The organism is Nostoc sp. (assembly GCF_036917465.1).
GTDB lineage: Bacteria > Cyanobacteriota > Cyanobacteriia > Cyanobacteriales > Nostocaceae > Nostoc.
This window is the reverse complement of sequence record NZ_JBALDL010000030.1, coordinates 13591-27371: the sequence shown is the minus strand read 5'-3', so window position 1 is coordinate 27371 and position 13781 is coordinate 13591. Positions and strand designations below refer to the sequence as shown.

The window sequence follows — 13781 nt, the reverse complement described above, 5'->3', positions numbered from 1 at the left end:
GAAAATTTATCATGTACCTCTTTCTAGATACTTAGTTTTTCTTGTTCTTGACTCGATGAATGAGTATTGAAACCTAAAATTAATGAGAATATATAACTAGAAACTACAGATAAAAGAGTCCAGGTAACATTTTCTGTGACAATAAACACACCTAATCCAATCAAGATACAAGGGACAAAAGTGTTGCCATTCTCAGTTAAGAAGTTTGCGATCGCAGGCAAGTAGGTTAACTTGTAAGCGGCATAACACCACACGCCCACTAGGGAAAAGAATACACTTAGTATAATCAGCAGGCTATCTAATTCTGAGTTGGCAAACAAGGGTACGTAGACGCTGATATTATCACTACCATTGGCAAAGGCGATCGCAGCTACGTTGCAAGTTTGTGGAGAGATAAAACTACTAACTATAGAGGGACAAGACGGCTCGGCTTCTTCTGATGAATCTTCTTCGCGTTTTAGTAAACCACTCACACCAATGATTATTGGCATTAAACCAAGTAGTCTAATCCAGTCCTGCGGTATAATTAGTCCACCGAAAAAACCGGGAAGGCTAGCAACGATCAATGCAGCAAAACCGAGATACTGACCAGCGAGGATGTGACGACTGCGAAACGTTTTACTTATTTGTGAAAAAAGCAACGTCAGAATCACAATATCATCGATGTTGGTAGCAGTGAATGCGGTAATCCCTGTGGTAATTGCAGTTACTAAATCGCTCATTTGTGGAAGTCCTTATTTTCATGCTTGGGAATTGGGCATTGGGAATTGGGAATGGTTATTAATTCTTCTCCCCTGCTGTCTGCACCCTGCCCCCCTGCTTTTTACTTGGTTGTAAGACCGTGCCGAAGCCTTGATTTATACTTTAGTCAAACTAACCGATAGAATCAAATGCTTTTATTTGTCAAAATGATAAATGAAAGTGATTAAAACTTTTGACACCAAGTTGTAGGAATATAATAAATGGCAGGAATGACGCTTGAGCAGCTAAAAATCTTTATAGCTGTGGCGCAGCACTTACACTTTACTCGGGCAGCAGAGGAGCTTTATATTACACAACCTGCCGTCAGTGCAGCAATCCACAACTTAGAGCAAGAATACGGTGTGAAACTATTCCATCGGATTGGCCGCCATATCGAGATTGCTGAGGCGGGTAAATTATTGCAAGTAGAAGCGCGGAAAATTCTCGATCAAGTTTCCTTGACTGAAAGGGGATTGCGAGAATTGAACAATCTGCAACGAGGTGAATTGAAATTAGGATCGAGTCTGACAATTGGTAACTACTGGCTACCAAGTAAGATTAGTGAGTTTAAGAGCTTATATCCAGGTATTCAGATTAACTGTAGCCTCGCCAATACAGAAGATATTTGTCTTGGAACAGCCACAGGACAGTTTGATTTAGGTTTGGTAGAAGGAGATGTCAAGCCAGCACTCCAGAGTACTCTAGAGTATGAAATAGTGGGGAGCGATCGCTTACAAATTGTCGTAGGTCAAAAACACCCTTGGTTTGAGTGGGGAGAAATTGACTTAAGCCAATTGACTCAAACCCCTTGGGTGATGCGCGAACCCGGTTCTGGAACTCAGCAAAGGTTTGAAGAAGCTCTACGAAATTGGGAAATCAATCTCAGTGAACTGAATGTAATTTTAGTCTTCAACAGTGGAGAAATGACAAAAGCAGCGATCGAAGATGGTGTCGGTGCGATCGGAATTTCTGAGTTGATGGTAAAAAAAGAAATACAACTAGGGACTCTGCGGGCAATTCGAGTCATAGATAATAGAGACGGTAAAGGTGCGATTGCAGAAATAGTTCGACCTTTTTTCAAACTCAAGCATCGTCAGCGTTTTCAAACTGCTCTTTCTAAAGTCTTTGAACAAATGTTGATATCGTCTATGTTAGATGCCTCACATCCAGATGTATCAGTTATTTAAATTAATACTATTTTGAATTTTAGATTAATTCTGAATCATTCGTGAGACTTGTGAATTCTATTTTTCTTCTCTTCTCTACGAGAGGCTGCGCCAACGAGACGCTTTGCGTTCACGTAGTGTCTCGTAGAGAAGGCTTACTTGGCGTGCTTGCCGGTTCGTCATCACCCATATTTTTCACACCTTAAATAAGATTCCTATATAAGCAAGTCATCACTACTAGGTAAGATTCTCCAACGTTGAATTTTCTAACCAGTGTTGTATATACAGCAGTTCTCATGGAGTAGTTTAATATTAAGATTGTTTGTTTTCTAAACTTTAATGCATAATAGACAAGTAAATACAATCTATCTAAAGATATTAAGTAAGTGGGCGGAAATAAATTCAACTATATTACGAAACGTAAACAGGCTTCAAACTCTTACCAATGACCAATGACAAAGGACAAATGACAGCCACCACTAGTTAGCTTTAATTGTACCAACCTACTTATTCATTTGGACAAAAGATAGTTGCTGAAAATAATATATGTATTGTAAGACAAGACATACCAATCATTTAATTTGCTAATAATTAAGCAAAGTTTGTCAAAAAAGTATTTGCCTAACTATAGAATCTTAAAAGATGAAGCAAAAATATATGTAATATTCTAAAGCCACAACTTGTGACTGGCTGATACAACTACTACTAGCCCGTCTCTCGGCTGATTTCAGACCAAAATACTCCTAACAATAATGACGCGCTCTCCAAATTCAGAAAATAATCAGGAACCACCTAATCCTCGTTTATGGCTCCTCCTTTTAGGACGTATCAGTTTGGCTCTCGGTGTTGTTTTACTGATTGGAATTGCAGTCGGTGCTTGGTGGGCTAGAAGCTATATATATAAAGATTTAGCACCATTAATACAGCAAAATCTCGAACAATTGCTTGGGCGGCCAGTAAAAGTAGGCAAAGTTGAACGTTTTTCGCTCTCTAGTCTGAGATTTAGTTCTTTATCCATACCTGCAACTCCTACTGATGCAGACCAGGTGGTAGCAAAAGCTTTGGAGGTACAGTTCTCTCCCTGGCAAATTCTCTTAAGCCGAAAACTAGTATTAAATGTCACATTAGTTCAGCCCAATGTCTACATCCAACAGGATAGAGATGGCCGTTGGGTTACAGCACAAGTTAAGGCTGCGGAAGGAAAAGGTGCTATTCAAACGGAATTACAAACACTTCAAATTCAAGATGGGAATATAGAGTTGATGCCGTTCGCTGCACCAACTAAACCGAAAGGCTCGGTAATATTAAATCAAGTTGTTGGTATTGCCCGATTTTTTGATCAAAATCAAAGGATTGGTTATGACATCAATGGTCAACTCAACAGGGGAGGCGGAGTTAAAATCGCTGGGGAAACCCAACTAAAAGCTCAACAAACTAGCCTTAACCTTTCAACACAAAATTTACAAGCATCTGATATCAGTAGATTAATTGAGTTACCAATTGCCTTACAAGCAGGGTATTTAAATGCTGACTTAGCAGTTAAAATTCCACCCAAACTCTCAGAGATAGCGATTACGGGAACAGCTAGTGCTAATCAAATCGCTGCTAAAATTCAAAATATCCCTCAGCAGGTTTCTAATTTGAATGGGAGATTTACATTTCAAGGTCAGACAGTTGCTTTAGAAAATTTGAGTACGAATTTTGGAAAAGTTCCGATTCTGGCTAATGGAACAATTAATACTCAAACTGGTTTTAATGTCTCTGCTCAAATAAAACCAGTTACTGCTAAAAATATTTTAGATACATTGAATGTAAATTCGTCAGTCCCAGCTAGTGGCGAAATTCAAGCAAATATTAAAGTCTTAGGCGCACTTCAGAAACCAGTCGTTAGCGGTACAGTAAGCAATACAAAACCTATTCAAGTTGACCGCATTCTCTTCAACACTTTCAATACTGATTTCCGCTTGAATGCCTCTCAAACTGCATCTCAACTTGCTGTCTCTAATTTGAAAATAGTCCCCGCAGCCGGTGGTCAAATCACAGGAGGTGGTGAAGCTAATTTAGGAGGCAAAAACAACGTAATATTTAATGCCCAAGTTGATGGTGTATCCGGGGATATACTAGCGCGTAGCTATAATGTTACCCTACCGATCGCAGTTGGAAATGTTTCAGCAAAGGCACAAATTGCTGGCTCACTTGGGAAACAGCCATTAAACCTTGATATTTCCAGCGTTCAAGTTACACCGCCAACAGGGGGGCAAATTACAGCCAGTGGTCAAATTCAACTGGCTCCTGAAGGTGAAGTAGGTGTGAATATTCAAGCTCAAGGTTTACCAGGAAATGCGATCGCTCAAGGTTACAATATTTCAACTCCCCTGAATCTTGGTGGTATATCTGCCAAAGCTAGAGTTTCTGGTTCTCTGGGTAAACCCTTAAACGTCAATGTGGCTCGCGTTCAAGCAAATCCAGAAGTGGGAGGGCAAGTAACAGCTAGCGGTCAACTTCAGCTTGCACCCCAGGGTAGGGTAGCGTTGAATGTCCAAGCCCAAAATTTACCAGGAGATGCGATCGCCCGAGCATACAAATCCTCACCCGGCATTACCATTGGGAATGTATCAGCAAATGCCGATATTTCCGGCACTCTGAGCAACCTGCAAGCAGTCGCGCGGGTGCAAGCGCCTAAAGCTACCTATCCCACTAGCGGCAGGCTTGTTGTTGCCAAACAAGGAGAGAATATCGTCTTGCCAGATGCGGTGTTGAACGTAGCAGGTGGGACAATTAGGGCGAAAGGTCAACTTGCACAACAACGCTGGCAAGCAGCTGTCAACACTGATAAAATTCAACTCAACCGCTTCTCACCACAACTGCGAGGACGGCTCAATAGCAATCTTCAGTTATCAGGTACAACAACATCTTTCCAGCTTGCAGATATTCGCGCCGCCGGACAAATCCGCCTTTCCCAAGGGGTATCATTGCTGGCAAAACCCCTGACGGCTCAATTTCAATGGAATGGACAGCAGATTATAGTTGAAAACGCAGGTACACCAGGATTGAGTGCTAATGGTGCGATCGCAATTCAAACTCCACCAACAGGTTCACCCCAAATTGCCGGATTTGATTTAAACGTACTGGCACAGAATTTTAACTTAAAAAATACAGGCTTTAAAATTCCTGGAGACGTAGCAGTCGCAGGGCTACTTGATTTTAAGGGAAAAGTTACAGGCACTCCAGATGTTCCCCAAGCTAACGGCAACATCCGGCTGCGGAATTTCCAAGTTAGTAATTTGGCATTTGACCCGCTTTTAACTGGAAAGGCGAATTTTCAAGGGGGACAGGGAGCAAGTCTGCAATTAGCTGGGAAGCAAGATATAATTACGCTTAACTTGGGTGCAAATTATCTTCCAACCTCATTTTTAGTCAGTCGGGATGGAGCAGTTACCACAGGTAGAACCGAGGGAGATAACTTACTCATCAACGCCCAAAACTTTCCTATAGCTTTAATTGGTGGCTTCTTACCTAACAATCAGTTGAAACCTCTGGGGGGACAACTATCGGGAAACTTAGTTGTCAATCTTAATAATTATGCAGTTGCAGGAGACGTTGCGATCGCAGGGCCTCGTGTTGCCAGAGTTGCAGCAGACGAATTTCGCGGCAGCATCAATTATGCTGATGGTACTGCTAGCTTGGCTAATGGTCGATTGCGGATTGGAGATAGCAACATCGCCTTAAGTGGAAATGTGAAAACAGGGAACGATCCCCAATTTCAATTCCAAGCTAATTTAGACCAAGCCAGAGTTGAGAGACTTTTACAAGCATTTAATATCTTCGACTATCAAGACCTTAGTACCGGGTTGAAACCTCCAACATTAGCTGGAGCAGAAGTACTTGATACCAAACCTATTACTTTGCCCAATGCAGATTTGAAAACACAGTTAGCATACTTCTCTAATATTGCAACATCCATAGCAAAACAACAGCAACAAGAAACAAAAAAAGAGGCATCTTTGCCCACTCTTGCAGAATTAACGGGTGTTTTGAACGGAGGAATTACAGGTAATGGTTCCTTAAAATCTGGGTTGAATGTAGGCTTCAATTTCCAAGGTGCTAACTGGAAATGGGGTGAATATTCAATTAATCAAGTTATTGCTCAAGGGACTTTTGCCGATGGAATCGTCACACTTTCGCCCTTGAGTGTTGGAATCAATCAAGGACTAGTGGCTTTTTCAGGACAGTTAGGAACTGAACAACTATCTGGAAAGTTGAATGTAGCAAGTCTACCTCTATCACTCTTACAACCTTTTATAGAAAAATATCCCGTAGATATCACTGGTAATGTCAATGCTGATGCCACCTTGGGAGGTAGTTTCAAAGATCCCAGAGTCCAAGGGAATGTGGCACTAGCTAACGCAACTCTCAACAAACAACCTGTGAAAACAGGACAAGTGAACTTTGATTACAACAATGCCCGTTTGAATTTCGACAGTACCTTACTAGTAACAGGAACACAACCAGTTACAGTTACAGGTAACATACCTGCTGCGTTACCTTTTGCCGCAGTGCAACCAGATAGCAATCAAATCAGCATTAACGCCAATGTGAACAATGAAGGATTGGCACTGTTAAATCTGTTTACCAATAATCAAGTTACTTGGGTAGACGGTCAAGGAAAAGTAGATTTAAACGTTCAGGGTACTTTAAAGGAACCAATTATCAATGGAAACGCCACACTTAACAATGCAACTATTCGCGCTCAAGCTTTATCCGATCCCCTAACAAATATCACAGGGACAGCGCAATTTAATGGCAATACAGTAAATGTTGAAAACATTCAAGCTACGTACAATAAAGGGCAAATAACTGCATCAGGCATCCTGCCAATTTTGAATCCTCAGCAAGGCGCAGCGAATCCCCTGACAATATCAATAGCAGACAAACTCAACTTTAAGCTTGCAGGATTGTATGAAGGCGGTGTCGGTGGCGATGTCGTAATTCGCGGAACAGCCCTAAAACCTGTAATTGGTGGAGATATTAAGCTAAGTGATGGTAAGGTGACTATTGGAAACTCTACTAAGACAAAATCAGCAGCTACAACACAAGCTAACAATAACGTCATCAATAGAGAAGAGGTTAACGCTAATGCTACACCTACACCAGATAGTAACGCTAACCCAGTGACTACAGCAGAGAATAACGCTAGCGTAGTGATTACACCAGATAGTAACGCTAGTACAGGAACTACACTCAATTTACCTGTAGAGTTTGCAGATTTAAAGTTGAGTCTAGACAAAAATATTCATGTTACCACAGCGTCTCTACTGAGCTTTGTACCAGGAGGAGCCGCATTAAGTCAGCCGATAGTGAACTTTGAGGCAAAAGGCGACTTGACCATCAATGGTACATTAGCCAAGCCACTGCCTGAAGGATTGATTCGTTTGACAGGAGGACGACTGAGTTTATTTTCCACTGAGTTTGCATTAGCGCGAGGTTACGAACAAACGGCGCGATTTACTCCTAGTCTTGGACTTGACCCTACTTTAGATGTTCGACTTACTGCGATCGTACCTGAAGCATCAACAATAAACAGCCAAGTTTTAGAATCACCATTGTCTGCTGAAGTCAGCGACGTTTCTGTAAATAACTTTGGGACTTTACGTACCGTTACTGTTCAAGCAAGAGTGAATGGGCCAGCTAGTAAATTGGGCGATAATTTGGAACTGACAAGTGAACCTAGCCGTAGTCGGGGAGAAATAGTTGGTCTGTTGGGTGGCTCGATTCTTGGTTCTTTCGGTCAAGCAGATGCAGGACAAGGGCTGACTAATTTCGCTAGTTCTACCATTTTAGGTAGTTTACAAGGAACTATCACTGCGATTGGTCAGGCTGTTGGCTTTAGCGAATTTCGGATATATCCTACCCCTACTACTAATAATGAAACATCAAGAGCTTCAGTTCTGAATTTATCAGCAGAAGGTGTGTTTAATATTAATAGAAATTTCTCTGCCTCTTTATCGCGGGCTTTAGCTACAGATGAGTCTTTGCGTTACAACGTGCTTTATCGACTCAACGACGAAATTTTAATGCGAGGCTCAACTAATTTAGGAGATGAAAATCAATTCCAAGTTGAGTATGAAACTCGATTTTAGATCAATATATTACTCTTACTATTTGATTTTTAAACAAAATTAGGGATTGTAGGGTGTGTTAGAACGGAGTTCGTAACGCACCAAACCGTCTAGAACGGTTCGTTACGCTGTATTTCTTCTTTCTCTTCCTTTGCGTCCTTTGATGTCCTTCTCTACCGAGACGCTGCGCGAATGCGGTTTGTAAAAAAATTGTTTTGACAAAGAGCTATATCATGTCCGCTAGATTACTTATTAAACCTGATTAAACCTGAAGAACCCCACCCCTTAATCCCCTCCCCAAGGCATCGGGGAGGGGATTAAGGGGTGGGGTGCAATAACTGTGGAAATCATAACTAATTACCCGGACTTGATATTAAGTCCTAACCAAAGCGTATTGGATTTTAGATTGCTGCAATGGCATTGTTAGCCCACACAATGGCATTGTTAGCCCACACAATGGCATTGTCAGCCCACACAATAGCATTGTTAGCCAACACAATGGCATTGTTAGCCAACACAATGGCATTGTTAGTCAACACAATGGCATTGTTAGTCAACACAATGGCATTGTTAGTCAACACAATGGCATTGTTAGCCCACACAATGGCATTGTTAGCCCACACAATGGCATTGTTAGCCAACACAATGGCATTGTTAGCCCACACAATGGCATTGTTAGCCCACACAATGGCATTGTCAGCCAATGCATTAACTATTTTACCTACACCTACTTAAATTTTTTCAAATAAAAAAGCCCCACTGCCACCACAAACCCTTGAGTTTGTTGAGGTATAGCTGTGCCTAGCATATCACTGATGATTTGTTACCACTGCTGATGCTGCCGTTACTGCCTTTTCTTCTTGGGCTTGCATTTGCAGCAATTCTGGAATTGTCACAAATCGATAGCCTTGGGCTTTCAATCCTGCGATCATTTCTGGTAAAGCTTTAACCGATCTTGAACGATTACCGCCCCCATCATGCATCAGTACAATTGCACCTGGTTTTGCATATTTCAGCACATTTTTAACTAGCATTGGCACTTGAGGCGAACGACGTTCAGCGTCTCCCGACTGTTCTGACCACATCATGACAGCGTACTTCTCGTTTCTGGCATATTGGGCTAGTCCATTATTCAGAAAGCCTCCAGGGGGACGAAACAGAGTAGTTTTCTCTCCTGTCGTCTTATAAATAATATCTGCTGTGCGGTCAATTTCACTAGCCGCAGTCGCTGCATCCATTTTAAAATACCAATGATGCCATGTATGATTACCAATTACGTGACCATCAGCAGCCACTTGTTTGGCAACTTTGGGAAAATATTTCACCATTTCCCCAAGCATAAAGAATGTGGCTTTGATATTATTTTTCTTCAAAATTTCTAAAACCTGTTCCGTATTTTTGGGGCCAGGGCCATCATCAAAGGTTAAGGCAATGACTTTTTCATTTGCTTTTAGTTTTGCTTGATAAACGATTGTTCCCTGAAAAGGCTTTGGCACTTCATTCATCTGGTCTGTAGCTGGGGTGATAGACTGAGCATCTGCACTCATTGTCCTACCCAAACTCGTTTTAGCATTCTCACCTTTTAACTTTTGACTTCCAAACAGATGGTCAAGTTTAGTTGTACCTGCAAGCAGACTGATACCCACACTACTTACACCAACAACCAATGTAATAGTTAGTACCTTTAGTAATGGCGATAATTTACGGTTAAACACATTAAATCTCCTGACATATTAGTTATTGGGAATTGGGAAGAATTGGTTCCTATTATTTAGTGTCTCATCCCTCTCGTCTACCTTCAATCATCAATTACATTACTCGTACTTGGTTGTAAATTAATATATCTGCTGCTAAAAGAAAAAAATATCTTGAAACATCCCAGCGAAAGCTAAGGTAAGTCCCAATTTAATCTGCACTAATTCGTCGCCTACGTACAAGAGTGCCATGATAAGACTGAATAAAATAAGACCTAATGGGTTTAACCGACTAATAAAAACAGCAATGATGGCAGTATAACCGTAACCAAGAAAAATGCTAGGGCAAAGTTGAGCTATAGGGGCGTTACTCTGACATCTTAGTGGAGCATCCCCGGCTCTGCTCCTGAATTCTGTTCTAAAATGTGTAAAATGAAGCGAAAATTTCAACAATATTTTTGGACTTGCGCTCTAATAGTGTTTCTCACATTAACTCTATGTGGATGGGGTGTGGAGTCTGCACAAGCGCTGTTGCGTCAGCATCATGATTCTCCTGGTATCTTACGCTACCACTCACAAGTATCTTTCAAAGATGAAAAAGGATATGCTTGGCAAGTGTTGCTGTTCAAACAGAATTATACCAGTGCAGTAAAAGACTTACGGTTGCGCTTAGTTGGTTTTCCGGGTGTCGTTGAAATTGCTCATCCCCAACCATTGTTGATTGAGACAGTAGCTGGAAAATTGCTGAGTGCATCGGATGCTTATGCTTTAACTGCACCCGTTCCCAATGTGGGGGAATATAATATAACTGATATCTTACCCAAATTGCCAACAACTGATGCGCTCAAACTCTATGTGCCTCTCTCTAGTGGACAGCAATTGGTTCTCAACATATCCAATACTGTAGTCACTGAGTGGCAATGGCTAGTTACAGAGATTGATTAGTTAGTAAAAGCATCCAAATCAGAATAACCTAATGGTGATGGGGAGCATAATTAATGCCTGTGGAGGCAAAAATTCTGTCTTCATATACTTATAAGACGAGTTAAAGTCTCCCACATCACACGCAGGAGTAATTGTTAGTCTTGAGACTCCTCAGAAATAGTTTCCGATTCGGTTTCAAGTTCTTCTGTTTCGACTTTAACTGGAGGTTTAACTGGTTTTGGCCCACGCGCTAAGGCAGGATTCCCCTGCTGCCTGGTTTCATTCCCATAAGATGCTTTTTTATCGGTGCCAGATGAGCGATTACGGGTCGGCTTTGAGCTTTTGGGGTTGGATTCAATAGGAGTTATAGAATCCGTATTTTCGGAATTGTTGTCAGTATTTGCTTGGGACTGACGTTCCGATTTTTTTATTGGACGTTCTACCATTGTTGATTTTTGTAAATTTATCTGTATAATACATCGGTTTGTCCTGATTTATGAATTCTAATCAACAAAATCAGGTCGTGCCTTACCTGTTGATTTCAGTTTTTGCTCTAAAACTTCCCAGTTTTCTTGTTCAATTAAGTTCGCCAACTCATCGAGATTCTGACGATAGTGTTGCAGCGATCGCAGCAATGCTTGACGATTATACCGCGCCATCATCACGCCCAACTCTGGATTCCCACCACCTACACGGCTGGTATCCCGAAAACCTGAACTAGCTAACTTTTGGGCTAATTCCAAAACATCGGGGTCAGTTTCACTCAAACAAGCTGCAATCAAGGAGGAACTGACCATTACAGGTAAATGGGAAATCCAACTAACAGCGCGGTCATGTTGCTCTGGCTGACAATAATAGATATTAGCTCCAAGCGATCGCACAATTTCTTCTACAACCGCAATTACACTAGTTGGTGTTGTAGCTATCGGTGTTAATACATAAGGTTTATCAACAAATAAATTCCGTTGTGCAGCTTCTATCCCACTGTCTGTTCTTCCCGCCATTGGATGACCGCCAATAAAATTATCCCAAAGGGGAGAAATCGCCTTGACTATCTGTGCTTTCGCTGAACCTACGTCAGTCACGACAGTAGCACTAGACAAATGAGCGATCATCTCCTTCAATTGGGGCAGAATAAGCGCTAGAGGTGTACAAATAAATACAACCTCTGCGGCGGCTAATAGGCTCAGATCGACTGATGCTTCATCAACACTACCGATCGCAACTGCCTTTTCACAGGTAGATTCACGGCGACTGACTCCTAAGATATGATGTCCTTGCGATCGCAAATCAAAACCCAAAGATCCGCCGATCAGTCCCAATCCTAAAATCCCAATATTCATTTTTGATTTTGACATTCCGTTTTTTATCGTACATTCAAGGGTTTAAGACCCCTACGTGTACACGTAGCATATTTTCAGTCGGAGTTTAAATCCCCAACTGAAAATGTCTTTAATTTTGAATTGTTAAGACTTTACCAACTATTGAAGTTGGCATCCAAGGGGTAGCATCAATGACTGTAGAGGAATTACTAGAAAAATACGCAGCAGGAGTCTTAAACTTTAGTGGTGTTGACCTCGCAGAAGCTAATCTGAGTGGGGTCAAACTCAGTGGCGTAAATCTGAGCGATGCTAATTTGAGTATAGTTAACCTCAGTGGCGCAAATCTGAGCGAAGCTAACTTGAGCAATGCCAAGCTAAATGTCGCCAGACTCAGTGGTGCGAATCTATGCAGCGCCATCTTGAATAACGCTAGTCTCAATGTCGCTAATTTGATTCGAGCCGATCTGGGTCGCGCTCAACTCAAAGGAGCCTCGTTGATTCGCGCCGAGTTAATTCGAGCCGATCTCAGTCGCGCCGACTTGTCGGAAGCTGACCTCACCAGTGCTGATTTGCGAGAGGCGACACTCCGCCAAGCCAATCTTCGCCACGCCAACTTGAGCGAGACTATCTTAAGAGGCGCTTCCTTGACGGGAGCTAACTTAGAGATGGCTAACTTAAACGCCAGTGACCTCAGTCGTTGTGACCTCAGTGGTACAAATTTGCGAGATACCGAACTCAGACAAGCGAATCTCAGCCATGCTAACTTGAGCGGAGCAGATTTGAGCGGTGCGAACCTCCGGTGGGCAGATTTGAGCGGCGCAAATCTCCGGTGGGCAGATTTGAGCGGCGCAAAATTAAGCGGAGCTACTTTAATTGGCGCAGATTTAACCAATGCTAATTTAACGAATACAATTTTCATTCACGCCGATTTAAGTCAGGCAAAATTAATGAGGGCGGAATGGATTGGTGCTGACTTAACAGGAGCAACATTAACTGGAGCAAAGCTTTATGCCACCTCCAGGTTTGGTTTAAAAACCGAAGGGATGATTTGTGAATGGGTCGATCTGAGTCCAGCCGGCGATCGCTCCATTATCCAAAACTTCCATTCTGAAGACTCACGAGACTTTTTTAACGAAACACCGCCCACAATCCGCATTATTGTTGATGCAGCCTTAGAACACGAAGCCAATTTTGCGATCGCAGGCGCTTACTACCAAATTGCTCAAGAATACCGGAGACTAAAACAACCCCCAAGCATAGAAAGTGGTCGTCGTCGAACTGTTTTTACATTTTATGTAGATAGTGACGAAGCATTATTTTCCACAGCTTATATAGTGATTCTTCCCTTTCTAGATGCGACATCGGCTCAAAAGAATATTTCCAGCATGGTGGAAATGATCAACACTGAAATTCTTGCAAACCAAAATTTAAAATCACTAAAATCACCTCTAATGATCAAACAATTAAATATTCTTCTAGAGCAAGCCATGAGTCAGGCTACAACAATTAAACAGATGAAAAAAAATATTGAAGTAGCTGCAAAGTTAAATTTTTGTAAAGCCCCAACTCAAATAGTTTTAACAAATTCTAGCGCCCACACCTTGATTGTCCATGAGCATCCCAACTTTGGGAAAAGATTTATTAATCGCTCTGCTGTCAATGCTTCAGTTTATGATGATATATCTAATGAGTCAATAACTTATGATATATTGCCTTCATTAAATATGGTTATAGATTTTGTCAAAGGATTTCATTATATTAGTCATTAGAAAGGGGGAATTGGGAATTGGGAATATGACAAATGATCAATGACAA

9 protein-coding genes are annotated in these 13781 nt (G+C 41.6%); 5 read left to right on the top strand and 4 right to left on the bottom strand.

Translation table 11 applies throughout. The features are described 5' to 3' along the window. Positions 1–23 precede the first annotated feature (23 nt). Positions 24–722 carry a cadmium resistance transporter gene (locus V7K38_RS06090; protein WP_334856244.1) on the bottom strand — a complete coding sequence of 233 codons (699 nt, stop codon included), beginning with the start codon at positions 720–722 and terminating at the stop codon, positions 24–26. A gap of 240 nt (positions 723–962) precedes the next feature. Between V7K38_RS06090 and V7K38_RS06085 the strand changes: the two genes are divergently transcribed. The 3 genes from V7K38_RS06085 (at position 963) to V7K38_RS06075 (ending at position 8761) form a co-directional block, all read left to right on the top strand. Continuing rightward, entirely contained in the window at positions 963–1928 is a 966-nt protein-coding gene (locus V7K38_RS06085; RefSeq protein WP_334856242.1) for a LysR substrate-binding domain-containing protein, read from the top strand. A gap of 731 nt (positions 1929–2659) precedes the next feature. Further along, the gene (locus tag V7K38_RS06080; protein ID WP_334856240.1) at positions 2660–8047 is read left to right on the top strand and encodes a translocation/assembly module TamB domain-containing protein; all 5388 of its coding nucleotides are present in this window, start codon (positions 2660–2662) and stop codon (positions 8045–8047) included. A 393-nt stretch (positions 8048–8440) separates the two neighbouring features. Next, entirely contained in the window at positions 8441–8761 is a 321-nt protein-coding gene (locus tag V7K38_RS06075) for a hypothetical protein (RefSeq protein WP_334856239.1), read from the top strand. A 74-nt stretch (positions 8762–8835) separates the two neighbouring features. Here V7K38_RS06075 and V7K38_RS06070 read toward each other — a convergent pair whose 3' ends face one another. Further along, a complete protein-coding gene (locus V7K38_RS06070) occupies positions 8836–9741 on the bottom strand; it encodes a polysaccharide deacetylase family protein (protein WP_334856237.1) in 906 nt (301 codons plus the stop codon). Between the two features lie 411 nt (positions 9742–10152). Between V7K38_RS06070 and V7K38_RS06065 the strand changes: the two genes are divergently transcribed. Then, positions 10153–10665, top strand: coding sequence for a DUF3122 domain-containing protein (locus V7K38_RS06065; protein ID WP_334856236.1), 513 nt, complete (start codon positions 10153–10155; stop codon positions 10663–10665). A gap of 134 nt (positions 10666–10799) precedes the next feature. Here V7K38_RS06065 and V7K38_RS06060 read toward each other — a convergent pair whose 3' ends face one another. Both V7K38_RS06060 and V7K38_RS06055 read right to left on the bottom strand, forming a co-directional pair. After that, on the bottom strand, positions 10800–11090 hold the full coding sequence (locus tag V7K38_RS06060) for a hypothetical protein (protein WP_334856235.1): 291 nt from the start codon (positions 11088–11090) through the stop codon (positions 10800–10802). Positions 11091–11147: 57 nt separating this feature from the next. Further along, complete coding sequence (locus V7K38_RS06055; protein ID WP_334856345.1) at positions 11148–11987, bottom strand: prephenate/arogenate dehydrogenase; 840 nt, start codon at positions 11985–11987, stop codon at positions 11148–11150. Positions 11988–12157: 170 nt separating this feature from the next. On the opposite strand from V7K38_RS06055, the gene V7K38_RS06050 reads away from it, so the two are divergent. Further along, the gene (locus V7K38_RS06050) at positions 12158–13735 is read left to right on the top strand and encodes a pentapeptide repeat-containing protein (protein WP_334856234.1); all 1578 of its coding nucleotides are present in this window, start codon (positions 12158–12160) and stop codon (positions 13733–13735) included. Positions 13736–13781: the final 46 nt, after the last annotated feature.